General features: G+C 76.6%; 28 protein-coding genes. 15 read left to right on the forward strand and 13 right to left on the reverse strand.

Translation table 11 applies throughout. The annotated features are described in order from the left end of the window. Positions 1-38: 38 nt before the first annotated feature. A complete protein-coding gene (gene add / locus AC3WUG_RS03095) occupies positions 39-1058 on the forward strand; it encodes an adenosine deaminase (RefSeq protein ID WP_492326306.1) in 1020 nt (339 codons plus the stop codon). A 2-nt stretch (positions 1059-1060) separates the two neighbouring features. Then, positions 1061-1519 carry a PPC domain-containing DNA-binding protein gene (locus tag AC3WUG_RS03100; protein WP_492326307.1) on the forward strand — a complete coding sequence of 153 codons (459 nt, stop codon included), beginning with the start codon at positions 1061-1063 and terminating at the stop codon, positions 1517-1519. Between the two features lies 1 nt (position 1520). Here the strand turns inward: AC3WUG_RS03100 and AC3WUG_RS03105 are convergent, their stop codons facing one another. Next, complete coding sequence (locus AC3WUG_RS03105; RefSeq protein ID WP_492326308.1) at positions 1521-3074, reverse strand: PucR family transcriptional regulator; 1554 nt, start codon at positions 3072-3074, stop codon at positions 1521-1523. Positions 3075-3154: 80 nt separating this feature from the next. Between AC3WUG_RS03105 and AC3WUG_RS03110 the strand changes: the two genes are divergently transcribed. Beyond that, positions 3155-4540, forward strand: a complete 1386-nt coding sequence (locus AC3WUG_RS03110) for an NYN domain-containing protein (protein ID WP_492326309.1) — start codon at positions 3155-3157, stop codon at positions 4538-4540. Between the two features lie 136 nt (positions 4541-4676). Continuing rightward, a complete protein-coding gene (locus tag AC3WUG_RS03115) occupies positions 4677-5564 on the forward strand; it encodes a matrixin family metalloprotease (protein WP_492326310.1) in 888 nt (295 codons plus the stop codon). Positions 5565-5706: 142 nt separating this feature from the next. Here AC3WUG_RS03115 and AC3WUG_RS03120 read toward each other — a convergent pair whose 3' ends face one another. The 3 genes from AC3WUG_RS03120 to AC3WUG_RS03130 form a co-directional block, all read right to left on the reverse strand. Further along, positions 5707-7542 (reverse strand): AfsR/SARP family transcriptional regulator, encoded by a 1836-nt coding sequence (locus tag AC3WUG_RS03120; protein WP_492326311.1) that lies wholly within the window; start codon positions 7540-7542, stop codon positions 5707-5709. Next, the gene (locus AC3WUG_RS03125) at positions 7509-7931 is read right to left on the reverse strand and encodes a VOC family protein (protein WP_492326312.1); all 423 of its coding nucleotides are present in this window, start codon (positions 7929-7931) and stop codon (positions 7509-7511) included. Before AC3WUG_RS03125 ends, AC3WUG_RS03120 begins: the two co-directional genes overlap by 34 nt. A 70-nt stretch (positions 7932-8001) precedes the next feature. Beyond that, complete coding sequence (locus AC3WUG_RS03130) at positions 8002-8874, reverse strand: class I SAM-dependent methyltransferase (RefSeq protein ID WP_492326368.1); 873 nt, start codon at positions 8872-8874, stop codon at positions 8002-8004. Positions 8875-9046: 172 nt separating this feature from the next. Here AC3WUG_RS03130 and AC3WUG_RS03135 point away from each other — a divergent pair, with 172 nt between their 5' ends. Both AC3WUG_RS03135 and AC3WUG_RS03140 read left to right on the forward strand, forming a co-directional pair. Further along, positions 9047-10042 (forward strand): phosphodiester glycosidase family protein, encoded by a 996-nt coding sequence (locus tag AC3WUG_RS03135; protein ID WP_492326313.1) that lies wholly within the window; start codon positions 9047-9049, stop codon positions 10040-10042. A gap of 3 nt (positions 10043-10045) precedes the next feature. After that, positions 10046-11209, forward strand: a complete 1164-nt coding sequence (locus AC3WUG_RS03140; protein ID WP_492326314.1) for a glycosyltransferase — start codon at positions 10046-10048, stop codon at positions 11207-11209. Between the two features lie 7 nt (positions 11210-11216). On the opposite strand, the gene AC3WUG_RS03145 is transcribed toward AC3WUG_RS03140, so the two are convergent. After that, a complete protein-coding gene (locus tag AC3WUG_RS03145; RefSeq protein WP_492326315.1) occupies positions 11217-12464 on the reverse strand; it encodes a flavin monoamine oxidase family protein in 1248 nt (415 codons plus the stop codon). Positions 12465-12508: 44 nt separating this feature from the next. After that, on the reverse strand, positions 12509-13411 hold the full coding sequence (locus tag AC3WUG_RS03150) for a LysR family transcriptional regulator (protein WP_492326316.1): 903 nt from the start codon (positions 13409-13411) through the stop codon (positions 12509-12511). A gap of 154 nt (positions 13412-13565) precedes the next feature. On the opposite strand from AC3WUG_RS03150, the gene AC3WUG_RS03155 reads away from it, so the two are divergent. Then, complete coding sequence (locus AC3WUG_RS03155) at positions 13566-13913, forward strand: CBU_0592 family membrane protein (RefSeq protein ID WP_187365193.1); 348 nt, start codon at positions 13566-13568, stop codon at positions 13911-13913. A gap of 24 nt (positions 13914-13937) precedes the next feature. On the opposite strand, the gene AC3WUG_RS03160 is transcribed toward AC3WUG_RS03155, so the two are convergent. The 5 genes from AC3WUG_RS03160 to AC3WUG_RS03180 all read right to left on the reverse strand — a co-directional run bounded on the left by AC3WUG_RS03160 (position 13938) and on the right by AC3WUG_RS03180 (position 16254). After that, entirely contained in the window at positions 13938-14240 is a 303-nt protein-coding gene (locus tag AC3WUG_RS03160) for a DUF1905 domain-containing protein (RefSeq protein WP_492326317.1), read from the reverse strand. 38 nt (positions 14241-14278) lie between these two features. Beyond that, complete coding sequence (locus AC3WUG_RS03165; RefSeq protein ID WP_492326318.1) at positions 14279-14584, reverse strand: type II toxin-antitoxin system PemK/MazF family toxin; 306 nt, start codon at positions 14582-14584, stop codon at positions 14279-14281. Continuing rightward, a complete protein-coding gene (locus AC3WUG_RS03170) occupies positions 14584-14817 on the reverse strand; it encodes a YlcI/YnfO family protein (protein WP_492326319.1) in 234 nt (77 codons plus the stop codon). The genes AC3WUG_RS03165 and AC3WUG_RS03170 overlap by 1 nt, the downstream gene beginning before the upstream one ends. 57 nt (positions 14818-14874) lie before the next feature. After that, the gene (locus AC3WUG_RS03175; protein ID WP_492326320.1) at positions 14875-15810 is read right to left on the reverse strand and encodes an aldo/keto reductase; all 936 of its coding nucleotides are present in this window, start codon (positions 15808-15810) and stop codon (positions 14875-14877) included. A gap of 153 nt (positions 15811-15963) precedes the next feature. Next, a complete protein-coding gene (locus AC3WUG_RS03180; protein ID WP_492326321.1) occupies positions 15964-16254 on the reverse strand; it encodes a DUF1905 domain-containing protein in 291 nt (96 codons plus the stop codon). A 146-nt stretch (positions 16255-16400) separates the two neighbouring features. Here AC3WUG_RS03180 and AC3WUG_RS03185 point away from each other — a divergent pair, with 146 nt between their 5' ends. Continuing rightward, positions 16401-17774: an FAD-binding oxidoreductase gene (locus AC3WUG_RS03185; protein ID WP_492326322.1), complete on the forward strand. Its 1374-nt coding sequence runs from the start codon at positions 16401-16403 to the stop codon at positions 17772-17774. After that, entirely contained in the window at positions 17771-18853 is a 1083-nt protein-coding gene (locus tag AC3WUG_RS03190; RefSeq protein ID WP_492326323.1) for a winged helix DNA-binding domain-containing protein, read from the forward strand. The genes AC3WUG_RS03185 and AC3WUG_RS03190 overlap by 4 nt, the downstream gene beginning before the upstream one ends. Here AC3WUG_RS03190 and AC3WUG_RS03195 read toward each other — a convergent pair. Continuing rightward, positions 18843-19601, reverse strand: a complete 759-nt coding sequence (locus AC3WUG_RS03195) for a DUF429 domain-containing protein (protein ID WP_492326324.1) — start codon at positions 19599-19601, stop codon at positions 18843-18845. The two genes, AC3WUG_RS03190 and AC3WUG_RS03195, sit on opposite strands and share 11 nt — an antisense overlap. An 85-nt stretch (positions 19602-19686) precedes the next feature. Here AC3WUG_RS03195 and AC3WUG_RS03200 point away from each other — a divergent pair, with 85 nt between their 5' ends. From AC3WUG_RS03200 to AC3WUG_RS03210, 3 genes are all read left to right on the forward strand, one after another. Further along, positions 19687-20661: a formylglycine-generating enzyme family protein gene (locus AC3WUG_RS03200; RefSeq protein ID WP_492326325.1), complete on the forward strand. Its 975-nt coding sequence runs from the start codon at positions 19687-19689 to the stop codon at positions 20659-20661. A gap of 103 nt (positions 20662-20764) precedes the next feature. Beyond that, positions 20765-23131, forward strand: a complete 2367-nt coding sequence (locus tag AC3WUG_RS03205; RefSeq protein ID WP_492326326.1) for an arylsulfatase — start codon at positions 20765-20767, stop codon at positions 23129-23131. A 54-nt stretch (positions 23132-23185) separates the two neighbouring features. Continuing rightward, entirely contained in the window at positions 23186-23323 is a 138-nt protein-coding gene (locus tag AC3WUG_RS03210; protein WP_492326327.1) for a hypothetical protein, read from the forward strand. A gap of 61 nt (positions 23324-23384) precedes the next feature. On the opposite strand, the gene AC3WUG_RS03215 is transcribed toward AC3WUG_RS03210, so the two are convergent. Continuing rightward, positions 23385-23717, reverse strand: a complete 333-nt coding sequence (locus AC3WUG_RS03215; protein ID WP_492326328.1) for a hypothetical protein — start codon at positions 23715-23717, stop codon at positions 23385-23387. 192 nt (positions 23718-23909) lie between these two features. On the opposite strand from AC3WUG_RS03215, the gene AC3WUG_RS03220 reads away from it, so the two are divergent. From AC3WUG_RS03220 to AC3WUG_RS03230, 3 genes are all read left to right on the forward strand, one after another. Next, the gene (locus AC3WUG_RS03220) at positions 23910-24341 is read left to right on the forward strand and encodes a type II toxin-antitoxin system PemK/MazF family toxin (RefSeq protein WP_492326329.1); all 432 of its coding nucleotides are present in this window, start codon (positions 23910-23912) and stop codon (positions 24339-24341) included. A gap of 123 nt (positions 24342-24464) precedes the next feature. Next, on the forward strand, positions 24465-25796 hold the full coding sequence (locus tag AC3WUG_RS03225; RefSeq protein WP_492326330.1) for an ABC transporter substrate-binding protein: 1332 nt from the start codon (positions 24465-24467) through the stop codon (positions 25794-25796). A 13-nt stretch (positions 25797-25809) separates the two neighbouring features. Next, complete coding sequence (locus tag AC3WUG_RS03230; protein WP_492326331.1) at positions 25810-26256, forward strand: GNAT family N-acetyltransferase; 447 nt, start codon at positions 25810-25812, stop codon at positions 26254-26256. Positions 26257-26283: the final 27 nt, after the last annotated feature.

Genomic DNA, 26283 nt, shown 5'->3' on the forward strand with positions numbered 1-26283 from the left:
CCTGTCCGCGACGACCGACGAACGACCGGGAGCAGGACGTGTGGCCGACGGCTGAACTGCACGTGCACATCGAGGGCACGCTGGACGCCGACCTCATCCGCGCGCTGGCGGACCGCAACGGGCTGCCCGTCCCCGCGGGGGCCGGGCGGGGCGCGCCGTTCCGCGACCTGCAGGACTTCCTGGACGTGTACTACGCGAACCTCGACGTGCTGCGCACCCGGCAGGACTTCCAGGACCTCGGCGCGCGGTACCTGGCGCGCGCCGCCGCGGCCGGCGTCCGGCACGCCGAGATCTTCGTCGACCCGCAGTCGCACACCGCTCGCGGCGTCCCGGTCGAGGACGTGCTGCTCGGGCTGTCCGCGGCGCTCGCCGACGCCCGCGCCGCCCACGGCATGTCGGGCGGGCTGATCGTCTGCTTCCTCCGGCACCTCGGCCCCGAGGCCGCCATGGCGACGCTCGAGGCCGTGCTCCCCCACCGCTCCCTGCTGCTCGCGGTCGGCCTGGACTCGAGCGAGGTCGGCTTCCCGCCCGCGTTGTTCCGCGACGTGTTCGAGCGCGCCGCCGCCGAGGGCCTGCGCCGCGTCGCGCACGCCGGCGAGGAGGGCGGCCCGGACTACGTCTGGGAGGCGCTGGACATCCTCGGCGCGGAGCGGATCGACCACGGCAACCGCGCGCTGGAGGACGTCGAGCTCGTCGCCCACCTGCGCGCCACCCGCACCCCGCTGACCGTGTGCCCGCTGTCCAACCTCGCGCTGCGCACCGCCGAGCCCGACCTGGCGGACCACCCGATCGCGGTGATGCTCGACGAGGGGCTGCGCGCGTCCGTGCACTCGGACGACCCGGCGTACTTCGGCGGGTACCTGGACGACAACGTGCGCGCGCTGGTCGCCGCCGGGACGGTCACCGAGGACCAGGTGGGCGTGCTCGCCGCCAACGCCGTGGCGTCGTCCTTCCTGCCCGACGCCGGCAAGGCCGCCCTGCTCGCCGAGATCCGCGCGCACGCCGAGGCGATCGGCGCCGCCGTGCCCGCCCTCGCCCTCGACCCCGCGGAGGTCTGAGCGTGCGGAGCACCGAGGTGACCACCGGCCGGCGCGTGGCGGTCGTGCTGGAGCCGGGCGACGAGGTGCTGGCGGCGCTGACGGAGGCATGCCGCGCGCACGGCATCCGCCAGGGCTTCGTGCCCGTGTTCTCGGGGGCGTTCCGCACCGCGCGGTTCATCGCCGCCGACGTGCCGGTCGCCGACCAGGAGCCGCCGCTCCCCCACGAGGTCACCGTGACCTACACCGAGGGCATCGGCAGCGGCACGATCCTGTGGGACGCCGAGACCGGCACCCCCACGCCGCACCTGCACCTGGCCGTCGGGGTGAAGAACGCCGCCGCGGCGGGGTTCGCCGGGCACGTGCTGAGCGCCGAGACGCACTACACCGTCGAGGTGCTGGTCGAGGAGGTCGTCGCGCCGGCGCTGCTCCGCGTGCCGGACCCGCGCGCGTACGGCATCCCGACGATGCACTTCGCCTGAGTCAGTCCGTCTCGTCCAGGCAGGTCATCGCGAGGAACAGGTCGACCCGGTCGGACATGGTGCTCATGTCGCGGTTGGTCAGCTCCTCGATGCGGGCGATCCGGTAGCGGAGCGTGTTCGTGTGCAGGTGCAGCTGCCTCGCGGTCTCCTGCCACGCGCCGCCGCCGTCGAGGAACGCCCGGAGCGTGCCCACCAGGTCCGCGTTGTGCCGCTCGTCGTAGGACAGCAGCGGGGCGAGCACCTCGCGGGCGTAGCCGGACCGGGTGCTCTCGCCGAGCATCCGCAGCAGCGCCCGGTGCGTCTGGACGTGCAGCGACGTCGACACCACCACGGGCTCGGTGCCGGCGGCGTTCTGCACCCGCTCCACCGCCGTGGCGATGGCCGAGTTCAGCCGGCTGACCCCGCTGACCGGGTCGCTCATGCCGACCCGCAGCTGCCGGCCGTCGAGCAGCAGCAGGTACTCCTCGGCCAGGTGCTCGGCGAGCGGCCGCTGGTCGTCGCCCGCGCCGTTGACCAGCAGGATCGCCTGGTCGTCGAACCGGCAGCCGAGCACCCGGTGCCCCCGGGCGGTGAGCGTGCGCTGCAGCATCTCCAGCACGGCGGCGCGCGGGAACCGGGGGTCGTCGACCCGCGCCGCGACGATCGTCGTCTCGTCCGACGGCGCCATGCCCTCCAGGCGCATCCGCGCCGAGATCGCGCCGGGCGACGCCTCGGCGTCGCGGATCGCCGTGATCAGCGCGGCGACCTGGGCGTCCCGGGTCTCCCGCCAGCGGGCGGCGAGCTCCATCTCGACGCGCAGCGCGCCCACGACCGCGTCCAGCGCGAGGGCCACCTCGTCCGAGAAGGACCGGTGGTCGCCCCAGCAGCCGAAGAACCCGGACCGGTCGCGGGCGCCGGTGCGGACGATCGTGGCCGGCCCGTGCTCCGTGCCCTCCCCGGGCAGGATGACGCGCCGGTCGTGCTCGCGGGCGATCACCGCGTTCCACTGCTCGGCGACCTGCGCCCGGTCCGGGGCCGCGCCCGCGGTGGCGAGCAGCATCCCGGTCTCGTCGATCACCCAGCAGCCGACCGCGAACTCCGTGGTGAACTGCGCCAGCAGCTCGGCGACGCCGCCGCCGCGGGACACCGTGTCGGCGATCCGGCGGCTGAACCGCATCGTGCGGTTCGCCAGCCCGGCCGCGGAACCCGGCTGGCGGGCGGCGATCTCGTCGGCGATCCGGCGGAACGACACGCCGGGCGACACCGTGAGCAGGGTGAGCCCGCGGGCCCGGCAGATCGCGATCACCTCGTCGGGGATCACCCCGATCTCGATCAGCCCGAGGACGACCGCCGCCACGTTCTGCTGCGCCAGGGCGCCGAGGAACGTCGCCGCGCCGTCCGGCCGGTCGAGCCACAGGCCGCTGGTGAGCACGACGTCGCCGGTCGACAGGAACCGCGACGGGTCCGGCAGGTCGGTGATGTACGCCGCGGTCACCGGGCGGTCGAGCGCGTCCGGCTCGGCGGCCACGACGCTCAGCCCGAGGTCGGGTGCAGCCAGGAGGTCACGGACGTCCACTGCTCACCACCTGGTCCCGCTCGGCACCGGGACAGTGTACGAGCGGGGCGGCCCGGCCGGTTTCGCGGCAGGATGGCGACGTGACGTCAGCCCTCGACCCCAGCCGCCTCGACACGCCGCGCCGCCTGCGCACGGCCATGTTCGTCGACTTCGACAACGTCTACATCGGCCTGCGCCGCCTGGACCCCGACGCCGCCGAGGCGTTCGCGACCGACCCCGGGCACTGGCTGTCCGAGCTGGAGAGCGGCAGCGACGCGGACGGCGACTTCACCCGCCGGTTCCTCGTGCGCGCCTGCTACCTCAACCCCTCGGTCTTCAGCCGGTTCCGCCCGAACTTCACGCGCGCCGGGTTCCAGGTCGTCGACTGCCCGTCGCTCACCCAGCAGGGCAAGAGCAGCGCCGACATCAACCTCGTGCTGGACGCCGTCGACGCGCTCGACGGCGACACCCGGTACGACGAGTTCGTCATCGTGTCCGCCGACGCCGACTTCACCCCGCTGGTGCAGCGGTGCCGGGCGGCCGACCGGCGGGTCACGATCATCACCGCGAGCCCGGCCGCCAGCGCGTACCGGGCCGTCGCGGACACCGTCATCACGGCCGACGACCTGGCGGAGCTGGTGACGGCCGGCCGGGGTGCCGCCGAGGCCACGGACGCGGCGCCGGCGCCCGAGCAGCCCGCCGCCGCGGCCGAGCCGGAGCCGGCGGCGGCGTCGTCGTCGGAGGTCGCGCCCGCGCCCGAGCCCGCGGGCCCCGGGTCCCGCGGCGGGGCGCGCCGCGACGAGCCGAACCCCGCGACGGGCTCCCCCGGCTCCCTCGCGGCGCGCCGGGCCGTGCTGCAGCGCGTCCGGTCCGCCGACCGCCCCGTGCCGACCGGCGCCGTCGCGCAGGCCGCGCAGAAGGCCGACCCGACGCTGCCCAGCACCCGCTGGGCCGGCACCGGCGGCTTCCTGCCCTGGCTGGGCGAGGCCGTGCCCGAGCTGGGCGTGGCCGCGCGGCCGTCGCCCGGGTACGTCTGGGACCCGAAGCGGTTCGGCGAGGCGGACCTCCCGGGCGCCGCGGCCGAGGGCCCCGCGGGCACCGACGCGTCGGCGCTGCAGCGCCAGGTCGTCGCCGTCACCGACACCCCGGGCCTCAGCAAGGACAACTACCGCGTCCTGCTGACCGCCCTCGCGGACGACGTGCGGGCGCACCCGTTCGAGCGCACCGCCACGGCCCGCCGGGTCCGCGACGCCTGCCAGGCGGCGGGCGCCGCCGTGGGCCGGTCGACCGTCAACACCGTCATCTCGGGGGTGCTCTACGTCGGGCTCGAGCTCGACGACACGGTCACCGCGGTCGACGTGGCGGAGGCCTGGGCGGACAACGTCGTCGGGCTCTGCCGGGGCGCGCGGATGGAGCTGACCGAGGCCGACGAGGTCGCGATCGACGACTGGGTCGGCGGCGGCCTCCTGGACGACCTGGAGGACTGAGGCCCGCCTCCGCCCCGACGACGCCTTCCGGCCCCGCCCACGACGATCACCGTGGGCGGGGCCGGAAGGCGTAGGGGCGTCGGCCCCGCGCGGCGGCGCCGCTCAACCCGCCCGCCCCGGAGGCCGATGGGACGGTGTGCCGTTCCGTCGCCGCGACCGACCCCCGCCGGGCTGGGCCCCGTCGTCCGACCCGCGCGCGTGGTCGCCGGCGCCGCTGCCCGTGCGGCGGCGCCGGCGCGCCGCGACCGTGCTGCCCTGGCTGGTCGTGCTCACGATCGCGGCCGTCTACGGCACCCGGTGGCTGCCGGCGCTCGGCGTCGAGGCCCCCTGGCTGGCGCTCGTCCCGGCGGCCGCGCGCGACCACCCGCGCCCGGGCGTCGAGGAGGCGGACGAGCGGCTCGCGCCCGCCGTCGTCCCCGCGGCACCGGCGACGTCGTTCGCGTTCCTCGCGACCCAGCAGGACAGCACCGGCGCCACGGTCCCGGTGACGTGGTCCCCCTGCCGCCCGATCCACGTCGTCGTGGACCCGACCGGGGCGCCCGCGGACTTCGCGGCGCAGGTGCAGGCGGCGACGGCGGAGATCGCCGCGGCGACCGGTCTGACGTTCACGGACGACGGCGTCGTGGCGGAGCCCGCCGAGCCCGACCGGGACGCGTTCCTCCCCGACCGGTACGGCGACCGCTGGGCGCCGGTCCTCGTCCGGTTCACCGACGCGGCGACGGTGCCGTCCCTCGCCGGCGGCGTGGTCGGGGTCGGCGGCCCGCAGTCGGTGACCGACGCCCGCGGCCGGACGTCGCACGTGTCCGGCGCGGTCTACCTCGACACCGACCTGCTCCAGCCCGGGCTGACCGCGACGCCGTGGCCGGCGGTGCTGCGGCACGAGCTCGCGCACCTCGTCGGCCTCGACCACGTCGACGACCCCACCCAGCTGATGAACCCCGTGGCGACGGTGTCGACGTTCCAGGCGGGCGACCTCGCGGGGCTCGCGGCGCTCGGCCAGGGCGCGTGCGCGCCGGGCGTCTGACCCCGGCGCCGCCCGGCACCGTGAGTTCGGTGGCTCCGGCCGAGTTCGGTGGCCAGGGGCACCGAACTCGGCGGGAAGGACCGAACTCGGCGAACGACGCCCCCGGCGGCGCGACCGTCCCGGGACGCCCGGCACGAGGCGCTCAGCCCCCGGCCGGCGCGGCGGTCAGGGCCGGGTTGTCGATCCCCGCCACCAGGGCCGCGGCGTGCTCCGCCGCCCCCGGCTGCCCGAGGGCCGCCCGGTGCCGGCCCGCCCGGGCCACGAGCTCCCGCATCCCGCGGCGCGCCGCGAACGCCTCCAGCTCGTCGACCCAGCCCGCCGCCCCCGGCACCGCGCGCGGCACCGCGAACCCGCACAGCGCGTCCAGGCAGTGCGCCTCCACCCAGTCGTGCGCGTCGCGCTGCCGGCGGCAGGCGCCCGGCGCGGCCGTCAGCAGCTCGAGCGCGGCGGCGTCGTCGCCGCGGGCCGCCGCGAGCAGGCCGCGCCCGCGCAGCGCGTAGCCCTCCCAGCACGGGTCGCCGACCTGGCAGGCCAGCGCGTACGCCCCCTCGAACCCCGCCTCGGCGGCGGCCAGGTCGCCCGCCCGGAGCAGCACCTCGGCGCGCTGGGACCGCGGGAACGGGAGGAACGATGTCCAGCCGAGGTCCTGCGCGACGGCGCACGCGCGGTCCAGTGCCGCGAGCGCCGGGCCCGGCTCGTCGCGCAGCACCCGCAGGCGGCCGAGGGCGGTCAGGGCGTACGCCTCCGCCCGCAGGTCACCGGCCGACCGCGCGTCCTCGGTCGCCTCCGCCAGCACGGCGGCCGCCCCGGCGTAGTCGGCCTGGTCGCTGCGCCCGATGCCGTCGAACACCCCGACCCAGGCGCGCAGCCGGGCGTCGTCGCCGCCCAGCTCGCGCGACCGGCGGAACCACATGCCGGCGCGCGGGTACCGCCCCCGCAGCGTCTCGACGTGCCCGAGCTCGAGCGCGGCCCGGGCGGCCACGTCGGCGGACCCGCTGCGGCGCGCCGCGACGAGCGCCTGGTGCAGGACCGCGACCGCCTCCTCGTCGCTCCCGCGGACGCCGTGCACCAGGACCCGGCCCAGCGCGCCCAGCGCGGTCGCGAGCCGGGCGTCGTCGCCGAGGTCCCGCGCGCCGTCCACCCCGGCGCGCAGCAGGTCGATCGCGCGCTCGTACGCCCCGACGTGCGCCGCCCCCTCGCCGCCCTCCACGGCGGCGTCGACCGCGGCGGGCGTGCCGGGGGCGGCCGGCCCCGGGGCGCGGAGCGCCGCGGCGAGGCTCGGCGACGGCTCGACCCCGAGCTCGCGCCGGAACAGCGCGCGGCACTCGGCCACCCGCCGCGCGGCCCCGGCCCGGTCGCCCGCGGCGACCAGCGCGCGGGCCCACAGCTCGTGCCCGCGCTCCGCCAGCGGCTCGGCCGCGACCAGCCGCGCCGCGAGGTCGACGGCCCCGGCGGCGTCGTCGCGGGCGAGCCGGGCGTGCGCGGCCTCGTGCAGGATCGCCGCGGTCAGGCCCGCGACCCGCTCCCGCTCCGCCGCGAGCCAGAGCTCGAGCGCCGCACCGCCGCGCGGCGTCACCCCCTCCAGGAGCGCGCCGCCGAACCCGGGCAGCGCGAGCGCCTCGGCCCACGCCCCGGACGCCAGCACCCGGACGTCGACGACCGTGCCCGGCCTCAGGTCGAGCACGAGCGGGTCCCCGCCCAGGTCCGCGACGCCGTCGAGCGCGCGGCGGAGCTGCGACAGGTTCCACCGCAGCGCCGCCCCGGGGTCGTCCGCGTCGCCGACCAGCAGCCCGGTCAGCCGGCTCCGCGGCACCGCGCGGCCGGCCAGCACCAGGTACGCGAGCAGCAGCCACGCCTTGCTGCCGCGCGGTCCCGGGCGCCCGGGTGCGCCCTGCTCGGCCCGCCGGATCGCCGGCGGGCCGAGCAGGGCGACCGCCCCCGGGGTCAGCCCGCGTTCCCCGCGATGTTCACGAGCCACATCGTGCCGAACTTGTCCGCCACCATCCCGAACGCGTCGCCCCACGGCGCCGTGGCCAGGGGCTCGACCACGTTCCCGCCGTCGGACAGCTTGTCCCAGTACCCCCGCAGCTCGGCCTCCGAGTCAGGGCCGCCGCTGAGCGAGACCGAGAAGTTGTCGCCCGGGGTGTACGGCATGGCGTTCGGGGTGTCCGACGCCATCAGGACGAGGCCGCCGGGCGTCTCGAGCTGGGCGTGCATGACCTTGTCCTTCTCGGCCGGGTCGTCGCTGGCCTGGAAGTCCCCGAAGGTGCTGACGGTGAGCTCGCCGCCGAACACGGACCGGTAGAACTCCATGGCCTCCCGCGCCGTGTCACGGAAGCCGAGGTACGGGTTGAGGCGCGTGGGCATGGCGGACTCCTTCTGCCGGGCTGCGCAGTGCTGTGACCTGGCTCACACTGCCGCCGTCGTCTCGCCGCCGTCAAGACGCGGGGGCGCTCGTCCGGCGGGCGGTCACGAGCAGGTACTCCCACGCGAGGGACATGCCCCCGCCGGGCCCGACCCGGGCCGCGTCCCTCGCCAGCGCGACCAGGTCCGCGTCGAGCGCGGCCGTCCGGTCCGGGTCGTCGGCCACCGCGCGGTACGCGGCGATCGTCGGGCCGTACCGGGTGGCGAAGTAGTCGCGGAACGCCTCCGGCGTGCCGAACGCGTCGACGGGCAGCGACCGGCGCTCGACCCGGACGTCCTCGACCCCGGCGCCGAGCAGGTCGCGCACGTGCGCCTCGTCGCCCCACAGCGGCGGCGGCTGCACGCCGGGCGGCGGCGCCGGCAGGTACGGCTTCATGGTCGCGAACAGCCGCCCGATGAACCCGGTCGGCGTCCACGAGAGCAGCCCGACCCGCCCACCGGGCCGGCAGACCCGGAGCAGCTCCGCGGCGGCGACGGCGTGCCGCGGGGCGAACATCACCCCGATGCACGACGTGACCACGTCGAACGACCCGGCCGGGAACGGCAGCGCCTCGGCGTCCGCCTCCCGCCAGTCCAGCGCGATCGCCCGCGCCTCCGCCGCCCGGCGCCCGGCGTCGAGCAGCGCGGGCGTGAGGTCCGACGCCACCACCCGACCGCCCGCGAGCGCCGCGGGGACGGCCGCGTTCCCCGTCCCGGCGGCCACGTCGAGCACCCGCTCCCCGGGCCGCACGCCCACCGCGCCGACCAGCACCGGACCCAGGCCGCCGACCACCTCGGCCGCGAGCGCCGGGTAGTCGCCCAGCGCCCACATCGTCCGGTGCCGCTGCTTGAGGGCCGACACGGCCGCGTCGTCCGTCGCGCGCGCTCCCCCGACGATCGTCATCATCTCGTCCACCTGCTCCTCGCCCTGGGGCCCGGCCCTCGTGCCGGTGCCCGGATGCGGACCACGGAACCCCCGCGGCGTGTGCGCGGGCGTGTGACGCCGCGCCCGACGTCTCACACGGGGCGCACAGCGCCCGCACCGGGCCGCCCTGAGCGGGCTCCGTAGACCTGTCCGCATGACCCGACACCCCCGCACCCGACCCGACGGCGAGCCCGCCGGCCGGCCCCCGCGCCGCCGCCGGCTCCGCCGCTCCCTGCTGGTCTCGACGCTCGTCCTGCTGCTCGCCGTCGGCGGCGGGTCGGCCTGGGCCCTCGACCGGTTCGTGGTCGACCACGTCGAGATCGCGGACGTCCAGGCCTACGAGGCCGCGCAGAACGGCACGACGACCACCGACGACGACGCGACCGGCACCGGCGGGACCGTCACGGGCACCACCTACGAGTCCGACGACGCGAGCATCAGCATCTCGACGGTCGTGACCGGCAGCGGCGACGACCAGGTCACCTCCTACGTCGCCGACGTGACCCTGTCCGACGCCACCGTGCTCCGCTCGGCCTTCGCGAACAACCAGTTCGGCACCAACATCACCGCGACCACCTCCGCCATCGCCGAGGACAACGACGCGGTGTTCGCGATCAACGGCGACTACTACGGGTTCCGGGACACCGGCATCGTGATCCGGAACGGCGTCGTCTACCGCGACGAGGGCGCCCGCGAGGGCCTCGCGTTCTACACGGACGGCCACGTCGAGGTCTACGACGAGACCGCCACGACGGCCGACGCGCTGGTCGCGGACGGGGTGTGGAACACGCTGTCGTTCGGGCCGGCGCTGGTCGAGGACGGGCAGGTCGTCGACGGCATCGAGGACGTGGAGGTCGACACCAACGTCGGCAACCACTCGATCCAGGGCGACCAGCCGCGCACCGCGGTCGGCGTGGTCGACGACAACCACCTGGTGTTCGTCGTCGTGGACGGCCGGTCGCCCGGGTACTCGGCCGGCGTCGACATGACCGAGCTGGCCGAGATCATGCAGTCGCTCGGCGCCACCACGGCCTACAACATCGACGGCGGCGGCTCCTCGACGATGTACTTCGACGGCTCGCTCGTGAACGACCCGCTCGGCAACGGCACCGAACGCGGCACCTCCGACATCCTGTACATCGGGGGCTGAGCCGTGATCGTCCTGGTCCCCGCCTACGAGCCCGACGACCGCCTGGTGCGGCTGGTCGGCGACCTGCGGGCCTCCGCGCCCGGCGTGCGCGTCCTGGTGGTCGACGACGGCTCCGGCCCGGCGTACCGACCCCTGTTCGACCGGGTCCGCGCACAGGGCTGCACGGTGCTGACCCACCCCGGCAACCGCGGGAAGGGCTGCGCGCTCAGGACCGGGTTCGCCCACGCCGAGCGGCGCCTCCCCGGCGAGCCCGTCGTGTGCGCCGACAGCGACGGGCAGCACTCGGTCGCCGACGTGCTCCGGGTGGCCGCCGCGCTGGACGCGCAGCCGGCCGACCGGCCCGCGACCGTGCTGGGCGTGCGCGCGTTCACCGGGCGGGTGCCCGCGCGGTCGGTCCTCGGCAACCGGGTCACCGCTCGGGTGTTCCACCTCGCCACCGGGCTGCGGCTCCGCGACACCCAGACCGGCCTGCGTGGCTACCCGGCCGCGCTGCTGCCCTGGCTGCGGAGCGTGCGCGGCGAGCGCTTCGAGTACGAGCAGAACCTGCTGCTGCGCGCCGCGGCCGAGGGGCAGCCGGTCGAGGAGGTCGAGATCGCCACGATCTACCTGGAGGGCAACGCGTCGTCGCACTTCCGGCCGCTCGCCGACTCCGCGCGCGTCCTCGCGCCGCTGCTGCTCTTCTCGCTGTCGTCGCTGTCGGCGTTCGCGATCGACACCGTGGCGCTGCTGGCGCTGCACGCGGCGACCGGGTCGCTGGCGGCGTCGGTGCTCGGGGCGCGCGTGTTGAGCGCGGGGGTGAACTTCGCGGTCAACCGGGTGGTCGTGTTCGGGCGCACGGGCCGGGGCGGGCCGCACGGCCGCGGCGCGACCCGCCGGGTGCCGTGGGGCCGGGCCGCCGCGCGGTACGCGACGCTCGCCGTCCTGCTGCTCGGCGCGAGCTACCTGCTGCTCGCGGCGCTCACGGGCCTCGGCGTCGGCCTGCTGCCGGCGAAGGTCGTCACCGAGGCGGTGCTGTACCTCGTGAGCTTCCAGGTCCAGCGCCGGTTCGTGTTCACCGCGCCGAGGTCGCCGAGGCCGGCGCCAGGGCGCCGCGACCCCGGTCCCCACCCGGTTCTCACACCGCCGGCTGATCGATCCGGGGGCAGCGCGAGGATGGGGAGGGGATGAGGCCGCGTCACGCGCCGAGCAGCCGCCGCGCCACCGCCCGCGCCGCGCGCCGGCCCGACGCGATCGCGCCCTGCTGCGACGGCGTGTCCCGGTGGTCGCCGCAGACGTACAGCCCGTCGCCCAGGTCGACCGGCTGCCGCACCCGGAGCGGCGGCGTCGCCGCGGGGAGCGCGTGCGCGATCTCGTGGGTCGCGAGCTCGCGCCAGCCCCGCGGGTCGGCGCCGAGCATCTCCCCCGCCTGGCGCCGCACCTCGGCCGGGTCGGGGCGGGCCGCGGCGTCCCACGGGCCCGACGGCAGCACCGAGGTCGCCTGCACCAGCTGCGCGCCCGCCGGCGCGTACGACGGGGCGGCCGCGGAGATCAGCGCCGCGTCCACCACCGGCCCGCGCCGCCGCCCGTCGACCACGACCGCGTCGACCCGCGGGATCCCCTCGGCCGCCCACCAGGTCGTCGTGAGGCCGCGCATCGGCGGCGCCTCGACCCCGGCGAGGCCGGCCGCCGTCACCGGGTCCGCCGCGACGACCACCGCCCGCGCCCGTACCCGGCTGCCCTCGACCCGCACCGCCCGACCGCCGTCGACCCGCTCGACCGCCGCGACCCGCGCCCCGGTCGCCACGTGCGGCAGGCCCTCCGCGAGCAGCGCGGGCAGCGCACCCGCGCCCCCGACCGGCAGCCCGGGCGTCCCCCGCAGCATCGACCGCACCACCAGCCGGGCGAAGGTCGCCGACGTCGCGCCGGACTCGTCGGCCAGCACTCCCGCGAGGAACGGCTCCAGCACCTCGTGCCGCAGCCGCCCGTCGACCCCGGCCGCGGTCAGCGACTCCGCGAGCGTGGCGTCCGGCCCGGCCTCCAGCGCGCGCACCGGTCCGAGCGCCGGGGCCGCCCAGCGCGCGAGGGCCGCGAGCTCCCCGACCCGGACGTAGCCGCTGCCGAGCGTCTCGCGCAGCCGGGCCGGCGCGCGCCGCGGGTCCGCCAGCACCGCCAGCCCGTCGTCGCGCCGCACGGCGACACCGGGCAGGAACGGCTGGAGCCGGAGCGCGTCGACGTCGACCGCGTCCCGCAGCGCCGGGTAGGCCGGGTTGATCACCTGGAACCCGCGGTCGAGGGTGAACCCGTCGACCTGCTCGCTGCGCACCCGCCCGCCCACGGCCGGACCCGCCTCCAGCACCCGCACGTCCAGCCCGCGCGCGTGCAGGGCCCGTGCGCAGGTCAGCCCGGCCAGTCCGGCCCCGACCACCACGACGTCGCAGTCCATGCGCCGGAGCCTAGGGGCGGGGTCGGCCGGGCGCCCGGCGGGCGTCACACCGGGTCGATGCCGGATGCCACGGCCAGCAGCTCGTCGATCACCGCCACCACCGCAGGGCCCGGCTCGCGCCGCGTCGCGCGGTGCCGGGCGACCAGCCGCCGCGACCCGAGCCCCGGCACCGTCGCCACCGTCACGCCGTCCGGGAGCTCGCCCTGCAGCGCGAGCGCCGGCAGGAGGGCCACCCCCTGCCCTGCCGCGACGAGGGCGAGCGCGACGTCGAAGTCGTAGTAGAGGTGCCGCGAGGTCACGGGGCCCAGGGCCGCCGTGACCCGGCCCATCGCCCGCGCCGCGGCGGTGTGGGGCTCGGCCGCCAGCCAGGTCACGCCCGTGAGGTCGGACAGCTGCGTGGGCGTCGCGACCGACCCGGGCAGCACCAGCCGCCACGGCTCCTCCAGCAGCACCACGTCACGCTGCCCGCGCGGCACGTGCGTGTCCGCGTCCTCGTCCCGCTCCAGCAGCACGATGTCCGCGTCGCCCTCGCGGAGCCGGCGCATCGACTCGCCCTGCTCGCGCTCCTCGATGAGCAGCTCGATGCCGGGGTGGTGCTCGGCGACGACGGCGAACGCCGGGGCGATGACCGCGCGGATGGCGGTCTGGAACGCCGCGACGGTCACGCGGCCGGACAGCTCTCCGCCGAGCTCCGCGAGCGACTTGCGCGCCTCGACGAGCTCCGACTCGATGCGCTCCGCGGCCTCCGCGAGGATCCGGCCGGCGGCTGTCAGGGTCGCGCCGCGGGGGTTGCGGTCGAGCACCGCGACCCCCTCCTCCGACTCCAGCCGGGCGATCTGCTGAGACACCGCGGAGGGCGTCACGTGCAGCAGGTCGGCGGCGGCGAGCACCCCGCCGGCGCGGTGCACGGCGAGCAGGACGGCGAGGCGGCGGGGGTCGGTCGGCACCGTTTCATCCTAATTCAGTTCTGCTGCACCCCTGTCGCAACATCATTCGATTGTGCTGAACCCGATCTGGCCGCATGATTCTGCTGCCGGCGAACCGCGGGACCCCGCGCGGCCGGCCCTCCACCCACCCCTCTGCCTTGCCAGGAGTACGCCCGTGTCCGCTCTCGTCACCGCGCTCGGCTGGGTCGGCGCGGTCACGTGCCTCGTCGCCTACGTCCTCGTCACCCGCGGGAAGTGGGCGCCCACGTCGGGGCGCTACCAGCTCGCCAACGTCGTGTCGGGGCTCTTCATGGGCCTGGTCGCCGCGAGCAGCGGGGTGTGGCCGTCGGTGGTCACCAACGCCGTGTGGGCCGTCGTCGGCGCGCACGCCGTCTCCGTCGTGCTGAAGGCGCGCCGGCAGCGCCAGCGCGAGGCGGCAGAGCGGGCGGCGGCCCAGGTCGCCGAGGTGCCGGCCGTGGCGGTCGAGCCGGTGCCGGCGCGCGTGGTGGACCTCGCGGCCTGACGCCTCCGGGTCGGGCCCGCGCGGTCAGACGTCCAGCACCCGCAGCCGGACCCGCACGGGCCCGCCCACCTCCAGACCCTCCGCGGACCGCACCGCCTTCTTGATCGGCAGCGAGTACGCCCGCTTCCCGCCGTCCGGGAAGATCGACGTCCGCCAGGTCGTGCCGCCGACGGTGACCTCGACGCGCAGCGACCCGAACCCGCGCGCGAACGCGCCGGCCCGCTCGAGGATCTCGTCGGACGCGTCCTCCGGCACGCTGACGAAGGTCCAGCGCTCGGCGCGCCGGGCCTCCCACAGCCAGAGCGGGGCCTCGAAGTCGAAGGTCATGCCCCGATGCTGCCGCACCCCGCCGACACGCGAGCCCTTCAGTCCGGCTGGAGGTCGAACGCGCCCGCCAGAGCCCGGGTGAGCAGGTGCTCCTGGGTGGTGAGCAGGGCGCCGACCTCCCGACCGAGCAGCTCGACGGGGATGGTCGTGACGTTGTCGCAGGACACCACGCACGCCTGATCGAGGCCGTTCTCCGGACCCACGGGCACCTCGGTCGTGAGGCCACGCACCCGGGAGGTGATCGGAGCCACGGTCACGTGGCGCAGGAACGGGCGCACGGGCTCGCGGGTGAGCACGAGGACGGGCCGCGTCTTGTCCAGCGCCGCGAGATGGATCGCCCGCATCAGTCGAGGTCCAGCGGCTGACGCGCCGCCCACGCCGCGAGTGGGGCCAGGTCGTCCGGCGCCGGGTCGCCGCGCAGGATCGCGACGTCGCGCTCGGTCTCCAGGCGCCGGATCTCCCGGGCCAGCGCGCGTTCGACGATCGACGCGCGACTCCGCACCCGCCCGGATGCGACGAGGGCGTCGACGACCTGGACCATCTCGTCGGGCAGCCTCACGGCGATCTGCGTGCTCATCCCGCCATGGTATTCACGACGGGATGCATGCGGCACCCCACCTTCGAGGTCTGTGGATCACGGCACCGTGTGCCCCGCCGCGCGGTACAGCTCGTACCACTCGGCCCGCGTCAGCGGCACCTCGGACCCCGCCGCCGACTCGGTCACCCGGGACGGCGTCGTCGTCCCGAGCACGACCTGCATCTGCGCCGGGTGCCGGGTGATCCAGGCGACCGCGATGCCGGTCGGCGTCACGCCGTACTTCTCGGCGAGCCGGTCGATCGCCGCGTTCAGCTCGCCGTAGGTCTCCCGGTCCTCCAGGAACACCCCGTCGAAGAACCCCTTCTGGAACGGCGACCACGCCTGCACGGTGATGTCGTGCAGCCGGCAGTAGTCCAGCAGGCCGTTGTCCCGCGAGATCGACTGGTCGAGCGCCGCCATGTTCGCGGCCACGCCCTGCGCGATCAGCGGCGCGTGCGTGATGCTCAGCTGCAGCTGGTTGACCACGAGCGGCTGCTGCACCGACTTCTTCAGCAGCTCGATCTGCTGCGGCGTGTGGTTGGAGACGCCGAACGCGCGCACCTTGCCGGCCGCGGAGAGCTCGTCGAAGGCCCGCGCGACCTCGTCCGGCTCGACCAGGGCGTCCGGGCGGTGCAGCAGCAGGATGTCGACGTGGTCGGTGCGCAGCGCGCGCAGCGATCCCTCGACCGAGGACACGATCTCCTCGTACGAGAAGTCGAAGTACGGGCCGTCCTTGATGATCCCGGCCTTGGTCTGGATGACGAACTCGTCGCGCTGGGAGGGCGTCAGGTCGAGCGCCTCGGCGAACCGCGCCTCGCAGCCGTGCTTCTCGTCGCCGTAGACGGCGGCGTGGTCGACGAACGCGATCCCCGCGTCCCGCGCGGTGCGGACGAGCTCGCGGACCTCGTCGTCGGACTTCTGCTGGATGCGCATCAGGCCGAGGATCACGTTCGGCGCGACGATGTCGGTTCCGGGCAGGGTGAACGTCTTCATGCTGGTCCCTCGGGTCGGCGGTGACGACGAGGCCCGGCCGGAGCCGCGGCGCTCGGACCGAGCCTAGAACCGCGGTGGGTCGTCGTGCGCGTCGGCGGTCGCGTGGCGGGTCCGCCCGGTGCCGGGGCGCACCGGGTACCGGGTACCTGGGCGTCAGCGCACCGCGACGGAGACGCGCAGGTCCACCTCATCCCCCAGGTCGACGCCCTCGGCCCGCCGTACCGCGTCCTTGATCGGCACCAGGTACCCGCCGTCCTTCGGGAACAGCGACGTCTCCCACCGGGTCCGCCCGAGCGTCACCGCCACCGGGATCACACCCCAGCCGTACGAGACCAGCGACGACGCGGCGCGGAGCTCGCCCGCCTCCGGCTCGGGCACGGCGACGTAGTGGTAGGGCGAGGGACCCCGCCAGTGGATGATCTCGCCCCGGAACCGCAGGTCCATCGCGCCAGCGTACGCACGCCCTCCCCCGCGCGGCAGACCCCGGCCCCGATCTGCGTCCGCAAACCCCTTGCTGCGGCCCCACGACCGGGAGAACGCTGGGAGGCGTCCCCGCCGCCGCACCAGCCGCCGCGCGAAGGAGCGCCCGCATGACCGCATCGGTGAGCACCCAGGACCTCGACGACCTCCGGACCCGGTTCTCGGGCCGCGTCGTGCAGCCGGACGACCCCGAGTACGACGCCCTCCGGGTGGTCGTCCTCGGCGGCGCCGACCCCCGTCCGGCCGTGATCGTCCGACCGCTGGACGACGCCGACGTGGCCGCCGCGGTCGCGTTCGCCCGGGACGCGGGGCTGCCGCTCGCCGTCCGCAGCGGCGGGCACAGCGGCGCGGGCCACGGCACCGTGGACGACGGCGTCGTGATCGACCTCCGCGACATGCGGGCGGTCGCCGTCGACCCCGAGGACCGCACCGCGTGGGTCGAGGCGGGCGCGACCGCCGGCGAGACGACGGCCGCGACGGCGGCGCACGGGCTCGCGGTCGGGTTCGGCGACACCGGGTCGGTCGGGGTCTCGGGCATCACGCTGGGCGGCGGGATCGGGTTCCTGTCCCGGGCGCACGGGCTCACGGTCGACAACCTGCTCGCCGCGGACGTCGTGCTCGCCGACGGCCGGGTGGTGCGCGCGGACGCGGAGCAGCACCCCGACCTGTTCTGGGCGCTGCGCGGGGGCGGCGGCAACCTCGGCGTCGTCACCCGGTTCCGGTTCCGGCTGCACCCGCTAGACGGCGTGACCGGCGGGATGCTGCTGCTGCCCGCGTCCGCGCCGGTGGTCGCGGGGTTCCTCGGCGCGTTGCAGGCGGGGCCGGACGAGCTCACCGCGATCGTCAACGTGATGCCCTGCCCGCCGCTGCCGTTCGTCCCGGCCGAGCACCACGGCGCGCTCGTCGTCATGGCGCTGGTCTGCTGGTCCGGCCCGCCGGAGGCCGCGGACGCCGCGCTGGCGCCGATCCGGGCGCTGGCCGAGCCGGTCGCGGACCTGGTCCGGCCGGTCGCCTACCCCGAGCTGTTCCCGCCGGCCGACCCCGAGTACCACCCGACCGCCGTGGCGCGGACCCTGCTGCTCGACCACGTCGACCTGCCGCTGGCGGAGGCGGTCGTCGAGCGGCTCGGGCAGCTCGACGGCATGCGCGTCGTCCAGCTCCGCGCGCTCGGCGGCGCGATCGGAAGGGTGCCCGCGGACGCGACCGCGTTCGCGCACCGGTCGAGCCGACTGATGGGGAACGTCGCCGCGTTCGTCACCGGCCCCGAGGACCGGGCGGCCCGCACCGCGTGGGTCGACGGCACGGTCGCGCTGCTCGACCAGGGCGACGGGGGCGCGTACGTGAACTTCCTCGGCGACGAGGGGCCGGACCGGGTGCGGGCGGCCTACCCCGGTGCGACCTGGGACCGGCTGGCGGCGGTCAAGGCGGTCTACGACCCCGCGAACCTGTTCCGCCGGAACCAGAACGTGCCGCCGGCCGGGTGAGCGCCCTCTCCCTGCGCGCGCTCAACCGCACCCTGCTGCGGCGCCAGCTGCTCGACGCGCGCGCCGACGTCCCCGTCGCCGAGGCCGTCGCACGGCTGCTGGCGGTGCAGGCGCAGGAGCCGAACTGGGTGTTCGCCGCGCTGTGGTCGCGGGTCGCCGGCCTCGCGCGCGCGGACGTCGAGGCCGCCGTCGAGGCGCGGGCGCTCGTGCGCGGCCCGCTGCTGCGCGGGACCCAGCACCTGGTGACGGCCGACGACTACCGGTGGTTGCGGCCGACCGTCGCGCCGGTGCTCGACCGCCTGTCCCGGGCGGCGTACTACCGCGACCAGACCGGCGGGATCGAACCGGCGGAGCTGGTCGCCGCCGCCCGGGAGGTCCTGGGCGACGACCTCGTGCCGCGGCGCGACCTCGGGGCCGCGCTGGCAGCCCGCTGGCCCGGTCGGCGGGCCGCGGTGCTCGCGGCGGCGGTCGAGGCGCTGACGCCCGTGGTGCACGGCCCGGCGACCTCGGCGTTCGGGTCCTGGTGGAGCCGGCGGTCGATCCGGGTCGTCGACGCAACGGTGTGGCTCGGTGCCCCGATGCGGGAGCCGGACCTGCCCGCCCTCGTGCACCGGTACCTCGCGGCGTTCGGCCCGGCGTCGGTCATGGACCTGCAGGCGTTCACCGGCCTGACCCGGCTGCGGCCGGTGGTCGAGGACCTGCGCGACGGGCTCCGGACCTACCGCGGCCCGGACGGGGCCGAGCTGCTCGACGCCCCTGACGGCGCGCTCGTCGACGAGGACGCGCCGACGCCCGTGCGGTTCCTCGGGGCGTTCGACAACGCGGTCCTCGGCCACCGCGACCGCACCCGGCTGCTCCCCGAGCCGTTCCGGACGACGGTGATGCCGGGCTACTCGATGGTGCACGCGACGGTGCTGGTCGACGGGTTCGTCGCCGCGACGTGGACGGTCGACGACGGCGCGCTCGCCGTGCACCCCCTCGCGCCCCTGCCGGCCGGGGCCGAGGACGACGTGCGGGCGGAGGCGACGCGGATGGCGGCGTTCCTCGACCTCGACCCCGTCGTGACGATCACCCGGTGACGGGGCGCGGCGGGCGCACCGCCGGGTGCGCGGGCGGCGGCGGCGCGACCACGTACCCGGCATTCGCGGACCCGTAGACCACGAGCGCCCCCGGGCGGTGGTGCCACAGCCACGCGAGGTGCGCGCACAGCACCGCGTCGAGCTCGTCCTCGACCCGGTCGAGGTCCCCGGGCCCCGGGTCCGCCACGACCGCGCGCAGCCCGGGCCACCGCGGGCTCTCCCCCGCGCGCAGCTCCGGCACCGACTCGAGGTGCCCGACGAGCGCCGCGAACCCGGCCCGCCGCCGCTCCCGCGGACCCTTCTTGTAGTCCAGCCGGTACGGCAGCCCGAACAGGGCGACCAGCGCGGGGTGCGGGTACACCTCGAGGCACACCGTGCGGCCCGCACCGACCGGCGTCGCCGGGTCGACCGCCCAGCCGAACCGCTCGGCCAGCCGCCACGCGCGCGGGTCCGCTCCCCCGAAGGTGCCGCGGTTCGCCGTGTGCGCCGAGGCGCCGTAGGCGCCGAACGCGCGGCCGATCGCCCGCTCCGCCTCCCGCTGCCCCGTCGCGTTCGGCACCACCAGCGGCGCGTCGACGCCGACCACCGCGACCGGGCCGTCGAGGCCGCCGAGCCAGGCCGCGATCTCGTCGTCGGCGCGGCACGACCCCGAGTCGAGCAGGCGGCCGGCGTCGTCGACGACCGCGAGACCGGTGACGCCCGTGGACCACGCGAGGTCGAGGCCGACGTGCAGCGCGGAGGTCGTCACGCGCCCGAGCCTACGGAGGGCCCGGACTGCGCCTCACCCGGACCGGGCGAGGCCCGGCCGGGCGCCCGCGCGGTGGGATCGGCGCATGACCGCGCACCCGCACCCCGGCCACGAGCACCCGCAGGCCTGCTGCGCGCCCGGATCCGCACCGCGCACCACCGTCGACGCCTCGTCGCCACCGGGACCCGTGGCCGCCCGCACCTCTGGCACCGCCGCCGCCCTCCTCGCCCTCCCCGGCGGCGAGTTCGTCATGGGCCACGACGGTCCCGACGGCTACCCGGAGGACGGCGAGGGCCCGGCGCACCGCGTCCGGCTCGCCCCGTTCCGGATCGAGGCCACCGCGGTGACGAACGCGCGGTTCGCCGCGTTCGCCGCCGCGACCGGCCACGTGACCCAGGCCGAGCGCGACGGCTGGTCGTTCGTGTTCGCCGGCCTGCTCCCCGACGACTTCCCGCCGACCCGCGGCGTGGTCGGCGCGCCCTGGTGGCGGCAGGTCGAGGGCGCCGACTGGCGGCACCCCCGCGGCCCGCGGTCGGACCTCGACGGGATCGCCGACCACCCGGTCGTGCACGTGACGTGGGACGACGCGGCGCGGTTCGCCGCCTGGGCGGGCGGGCGGCTGCCGACGGAGGCGGAGTGGGAGTACGCGGCGCGCGGCGGCCTGACCGGCGTGCACTACCCGTGGGGCGCGGAGCGGGAGCCGGGCGGCCGGCACCGGATGAACGTCTGGCAGGGCGACTTCCCCGCGCACGACACCGCCGAGGACGGCTACGCCGGCACGGCGCCGGTCGACGCGTACCCGCCCAACGGGTTCGGGTTGTCCGGGACCACCGGCAACGTCTGGGAGTGGTGCGGCGACTGGTTCGCCGCGGACACCTACCGCGCCGGGCCGCGGACCGACCCGCGCGGCCCCGCGAACGGCGCACGGCGGGTGCTGCGCGGCGGGTCGTACCTGTGCCACGCGTCGTACTGCTTCCGGTACCGGGTGGACTCCCGCAGCTCCAGCACGCCGGACTCGGCGGCGGGCAACGTCGGCTTCCGGTGCGCCGCGGACGCCTGACGCCCGGCCCGGGACCGGCACGCGCCGCCCGTCGCGGGTGAGGCGCCCCGCGCCGGACCCTCCGTAGCGTGTCGAGCACGTGCCCCGACCCGGAGGTCCCGCCATGCGACCCGACCCGCACGCCCGCACGGTCCTGCCGATCCCCGACCGCCCGCCGACGGGTCTGGTCACCTACGACGCCAAGGACCCCGAGACGGCGTTCCCGCCCATCGAGCCGCTGCTGCCGCCGGAGGGCGCGCCGAACGTGCTGGTGGTGCTGCTGGACGACGTCGGGTTCGGGGCGTCGAGCACCTTCGGCGGGCCGTGCCGGACCCCGACGGCCGACCGGCTGGCGGCCGGCGGGCTGCGGTTCAACCGGTTCCACACCACGGCGCTGTGCGCGCCGACGCGGCAGGCGCTGCTGACCGGCCGCAACCACCACTCGGTCGGCATGGGCAGCATCACGGAGACGGCGACGTCGGCGCCCGGCAACTCGTCGGTCCGCCCGAGCTCGATGGCCCCGCTGGCCAAGACCCTGCGGCTCAACGGGTACGCGACGGCGCAGTTCGGCAAGTGCCACGAGGTGCCGGTGTGGCAGACCTCGCCGGTCGGGCCGTTCGACGCGTGGCCGACGGGCGGAGGCGGGTTCGAGACGTTCTACGGGTTCATCGGCGGCGAGAACAACCAGTGGGACCCCGCGCTGTACGAGGGCACGACGGCCGTCGACCCGCCGGCGACTCCCGAGGAGGGATACCACCTGACCGAGGACCTGGCCGACCGCGCGACCGCGTGGATCCGCATGCAGCGCGCGCTGACGCCGGACCGCCCGTTCTTCGTCTACTTCGCCCCCGGCGCCACCCACGCGCCGCACCACGTCCCCGGCGAGTGGATCGAGGGCTACGCCGGGCAGTTCGACGACGGCTGGGACGCCCAGCGCGAGCGGACCTTCGCGCGCCAGCGCGAGCTCGGCGTGGTGCCGCCCGACGCGGAGCTGACGCCCCGGCACGACGAGATCCCCGCGTGGGACGCGATGCCGGACGAGCTCAAGCCCGTGCTGGCCCGCCAGATGGAGACGTACGCGGGGTTCCTCGAGCACACCGACGCCCAGGTGGGCCGCCTGGTCGACACCCTCGAGGAGCTGGGCGAGCTGGACCGGACGATCGTCTACTACGTCCTCGGCGACAACGGCGCATCGGCGGAGGGCACGGTCAACGGCGCGTTCAACGAGATGGCGAACTTCAACGGGATGGCCACGCTCGAGACGCCCGAGTTCCTGCGCAGCCGGATGGCCGAGCTGGGCTCCCCCAGCTCGTACAACCACTACGCGGTGGGCTGGGCCTGGGCGATGGACACCCCGTACCAGTGGACGAAGCAGGTGGCGTCGCACTGGGGCGGCACCCGCACCGGCACGGTCGTGCACTGGCCGGACGGGATCGCCGAGCCCGGCGGCCTGCGGTCCCAGTTCACGCACGTCATCGACATCGCGCCCACGATCCTGGAGGCGGCGGGCCTCCCCGAGCCGGTCTTCGTCGACGGCGTCCAGCAGGCGCCGATCGAGGGCACGTCGATGCTGTACGCCTTCGGGGACGCCGCGGCGCCCGAGCGGCACGACCTGCAGTACTTCGAGATGTTCGGCAACCGCGGCATCTACCACCGGGGCTGGAGCGCGGTCACGAAGCACCGGACCCCGTGGGTCATGGTCGGCGGCACCGTCCCGGCGTTCGACGACGACGTGTGGGAGCTGTACGACGGCCGCAGCGACTTCAGCCAGGCCCGCGACCTCGCGGCCGAGCACCCCGACGTCCTCGCGCGGCTGCAGCGGCTCTGGCTCGTCGAGGCGGTCCGGCACCGCGTGCTGCCGATGGACGACCGGACGGCCGAGCGCCTCGACCCCGCCACGGCCGGGCGGCCGACCCTCGTGCGGGGCGACTCCCAGGTCTTCTACCCGGGGATGGGCCGGCTGTCGGAGAACAGCGTCGTGTCCGTCAAGAACCGGTCGTTCGCCGTGACGGCCGAGGTCGACGTCCCCGCCGGCGGGGCGCGCGGCGTGCTGATCGCGCAGGGCGGGCGGTTCGGCGGCTGGGCGGCGTACTGCGCCGACGGCCGGCTCGCGTTCGTCTACAACGTGCTCGGCATCCAGGAGTTCGTGGTCACCGCGGACTCCCCCGCGCCGGAGGGTCGGCACCAGCTGCGCGTCGAGCTCGCCTACGACGGCGGCGGGCTGGGCCGCGGCGGCGACGTGACGCTCTTCGTCGACGGGTCGCCGGTCGGGACCGGCCGGGTCGGAGCGACCCAGCCCCTGGTGTTCTCGGCGGACGAGACCACCGACGTCGGGCGGGACACCGGCACCCCGGTCGGCTCGGGCTACACCACCGCCACCAGCCGGTTCACCGGCCGGATCCACCGGGTGCAGCTGGACGTGGGGCCGCTCCACCCGGACCACGTCGTGAGCGCCGAGGAGCGGATGCGGGTGGCGATGGCGCGGCAGTGACCACCACGGGCGCGGACGAGCTTCGCGTCGGCGTACGCCGACCGGTTCGGGGCGATGACCGAGGGCCGGGTGCGGCACGTGGGGACACCGCGGGAGGTGCTGACGGACGCGGTGCTGTCGGACGTGTCCGCGACGCGGGCCACCGTCGTCGAGGGGCCGGGCTGCCCTCCGGCGGTGCACTACCGGGCGTGATCGACGCCGGCTCGCGGATCCACCGTACGGCGAGGTGGCCCGGGACCGGACCGTTCCCGTGTCACGGCGCGGCCCGCCGTCGAGCCACCAGCCCGGCGCCGAGCGCGATCAGCAGTGCCGCGACCACGACGGTCGCGCCGGCACGCGCGCCGGTCGCCGCGAGCGGGCCCGAGGCTCCCGCGTCCACCGCGTCCACCGCGTCGCCGAGGCCGCCGGGACCGCCCGCACCCGGCCCGGGCGCCTCGGGCCCGGGCTCGGGCGCATCCGGGGCTGCCGGGGCGAGCGGGGGCGTCTCGGGCGCCGGCGTCGCGGAGGCGGCCGGCGCGCAGGCGAGCGCGGGCGCGAGCACCGCGGCTCCGAGGACGAGTGGGGCGGGGCGGGGACGGGCGCGCACACGTGCTCCTTCGACGTCGTCGTCGTGCCGGGACCCGGTGTGCGGCGACCGCGTCGAAGACGGCGGGAAACCGGTTCCTGAGAACGAAGCGACCGCGACGGGTGGCCGTCAACGCGGGCGCCGCCCGGACCGGCACGCGCCGCGGTCGCACCCGCACGCCCACGGGGGCGCCGGCCTGCGACACTCCCCTGCATGACCGACCAGATCGTGCCCGGAGTCCTCGCCGACCTCGTCGCGGACCGCCCCTGGCTGCTGGTCCTCGTCGTCGGCGCCGTGGTGCTCGTGCTGCGGCTGCTCGGGCGGGCGGGGGCGCCGCGAGCACGCCGGGGCGACGTGTGGTTCGCGATGGTGCCGTTCCGTGACGGGACGGGCGCGAAGGACCGGCCCGTCGTGGTGCTGTCGTCACGCGGTCGGCGGTGCACCGTCGTGCGGCTGACCTCCCAGGACCAGGACGGGCGGGGCGGCTACGCGCGGTCGCCCGGGACGCTGCCCGGGCTGGAGAAGCGCGGGTGGGTGGACCTGCGCCCGATGGAGCTGCGGCGCTCGGCCCTGCGACGGCGGACCGGGGAGGCCGGGAGGGCGTGGCTGCGCTGGTACGAGGACGCGGCGCAGGACCTGCGCTGACCTGCGGCCCGGTCGGCGACCGCGGCCGGCGCGAGCCCGGCGCGTAGCGTGCGCGACGTCGGGACGGCTCGGCGGGACGGGCCCCGGCGCCCGGGGCGGGGCGAGGCGGGGCGGGAGGCGACGATGGCGCTGCGTCGGACGGCCGTCGTCGCGGTCGCCGCGCTCGCCCTGTGCGCCGCGGCGTGCACCGCCCCGGAGAGCCCCGACCCGACCGGGACCCCGTCCGGGGGCACCGCGACCGCCGCGCTCGACGGCGCCTCGGTGACCGTCCTCGGGCTGTGGAGCGGTCCCGAGCGCGACGCCTTCGCCACCGTGACCGGGGCCTGGGAGGACGCCACCGGGGCGACCGTCGACTGGACGGGGTCCCAGGACCTGGCGGGTGACCTCGCGGCCGCGGCGGCCGCCGGAGACCTGCCGGACGTCGCCGTCCTGCCGAACCCGGGGCTCCTGCGCGACCTGGTCGCCGAGGGAGTCCTGGTCCCTCTGGACGACCTGCTCGACCCGACGGCCGTCACCCGCGACTACCCCGACGCGTGGACCGACCTCGGCACCGTCGACGCGGCGCTCTACGCGCTCCCGGTCAAGGCCACCGACCGGTCGACCGTCTGGTTCTCCCCCGCGGCGTTCGACGCAGCCGGGTACGCGGTCCCCGTGACGTGGGACGAGCTCGTCGCGTGGGCCGACGAGGTGGCCGCGGAGGGCCGCACGCCGCTCTCCGTGGTCGCGCCCCGCGGCCCCGGCAGCGGGTGGGCGCTGACGGACTGGGTGGCGTCCCTCGTGCTGGGCGGCTGCGGCCCCGGCACCTACGACGCGTGGGTCGCCGGCGAGATCCCGTGGACCGACGGTTGCGTCCGGCGAGCGTTCGACCGGTTCCTGACTCTCGTGGCGGCGCCCGGCCGGGTCGTCGGCGGAACCCGGGCGATCCTCACCACCGGCGACGCCGAGGGCGTGCGCCCGGCGTTCGCGGACCCGCCGGCGGCCTACGCGTACCCGATGGCGTCGTTCGCGCAGGCGTTCATCACGGACGCCTTTCCCGACCTGGCCCCGGGTACCGGATACGACTGGTTCCCGTTCCCCGCCGTCGACCCCGCGCTCGCGGGCTCCGTGACGGTCGGGGCGGACCTCGTGGTCGCCCTGCGCGACACCCCGGCGACCCGGTCGTTCCTGACCTACCTGACCGGCGCCGACGCGCAGGCGCGGTGGGCCGAGCTCGGCGGGTACACCTCCGTCAACCGCGGCGTGCCGGCCTCGGCCTACCCCGACGCGGTGGCCCGGTCGGTCGCGGAGCACCTGACCGGCGCCGAGGTCGTGCGGTTCGGCGCGGGGGACGCGATGCCGGCCGAGGTCCAGTCGGCGTGGAGCGCGGCGATGCTCCGGCTCGTGCAGGACCCGAGCGCGCTGGACGGCGTGCTCGCGTCGCTGACGGACGTCGCCGCGGACGCCCCGGACCGCTGACTACGCTGCGCGCATGGCCACCGTCACCCCGCTCACCCCGGACGACGGCGCCGCGTGGCGCGCGCTGTGGGACGGGTACCTCGCGTTCTACGAGACCACCCTCGACGAGGCGACGACGGCCGCCACGTTCGCCCGTCTCGTGGACCCGGGCTCCGGCCTGCACGGGGCGCTCGCCCGGGACGACTCCGGCGCGGCGGTCGGCCTCGTGCACTGGCTGACCCACGCCGCGACCTGGACCACGACGAGCTACTGCTACCTCGAGGACCTGTTCGTCGCGCCGGACGGGCGCGGGGCCGGCGCGGGCCGGTCGCTCGTCGAGCACGTGCGCGCGTGGGCCGAGCGGAACGGGTCCGCCAAGGTCTACTGGCTCACCGCCGAGTCGAACGCCACGGCCCGGGCCCTCTACGACCGGGTCGCGACGCGGTCCGGGATGATCCACTTCCAGATCCCCCTCGGCTGACGGCCGGGGCCACGGACCGCGGCGCCG

The organism is Cellulomonas sp. EB106-03-03-XG116 (assembly GCF_058792015.1).

Bases quoted from the DNA above. Each gene is read 5' to 3' on its own strand.
- AC3WUG_RS03180 (WP_492326321.1), bottom strand. From the start codon at position 16,254: ATGGACCTGCGGTTCCGGGGCGAGATCATCCACTGGCGGGGTCCCTCG.
- AC3WUG_RS03145 (WP_492326315.1), bottom strand. From the start codon at position 12,464: ATGGACTGCGACGTCGTGGTGGTCGGGGCCGGACTGGCCGGGCTGACC.
- AC3WUG_RS03170 (WP_492326319.1), bottom strand. From the start codon at position 14,817: ATGAGCACGCAGATCGCCGTGAGGCTGCCCGACGAGATGGTCCAGGTC.
- AC3WUG_RS03185 (WP_492326322.1), top strand. From the start codon at position 16,401: ATGACCGCATCGGTGAGCACCCAGGACCTCGACGACCTCCGGACCCGG.
- AC3WUG_RS03220 (WP_492326329.1), top strand. From the start codon at position 23,910: ATGACCGACCAGATCGTGCCCGGAGTCCTCGCCGACCTCGTCGCGGAC.
- AC3WUG_RS03160 (WP_492326317.1), bottom strand. From the start codon at position 14,240: ATGACCTTCGACTTCGAGGCCCCGCTCTGGCTGTGGGAGGCCCGGCGC.
- AC3WUG_RS03200 (WP_492326325.1), top strand. From the start codon at position 19,687: ATGACCGCGCACCCGCACCCCGGCCACGAGCACCCGCAGGCCTGCTGC.
- AC3WUG_RS03130 (WP_492326368.1), bottom strand. From the start codon at position 8,874: ATGATGACGATCGTCGGGGGAGCGCGCGCGACGGACGACGCGGCCGTG.
- AC3WUG_RS03175 (WP_492326320.1), bottom strand. From the start codon at position 15,810: ATGAAGACGTTCACCCTGCCCGGAACCGACATCGTCGCGCCGAACGTG.
- AC3WUG_RS03165 (WP_492326318.1), bottom strand. From the start codon at position 14,584: ATGCGGGCGATCCATCTCGCGGCGCTGGACAAGACGCGGCCCGTCCTC.
- AC3WUG_RS03225 (WP_492326330.1), top strand. From the start codon at position 24,465: ATGGCGCTGCGTCGGACGGCCGTCGTCGCGGTCGCCGCGCTCGCCCTG.
- AC3WUG_RS03205 (WP_492326326.1), top strand. From the start codon at position 20,765: ATGCGACCCGACCCGCACGCCCGCACGGTCCTGCCGATCCCCGACCGC.
- AC3WUG_RS03135 (WP_492326313.1), top strand. From the start codon at position 9,047: ATGACCCGACACCCCCGCACCCGACCCGACGGCGAGCCCGCCGGCCGG.
- AC3WUG_RS03210 (WP_492326327.1), top strand. From the start codon at position 23,186: ATGACCGAGGGCCGGGTGCGGCACGTGGGGACACCGCGGGAGGTGCTG.
- AC3WUG_RS03125 (WP_492326312.1), bottom strand. From the start codon at position 7,931: ATGCCCACGCGCCTCAACCCGTACCTCGGCTTCCGTGACACGGCGCGG.
- AC3WUG_RS03230 (WP_492326331.1), top strand. From the start codon at position 25,810: ATGGCCACCGTCACCCCGCTCACCCCGGACGACGGCGCCGCGTGGCGC.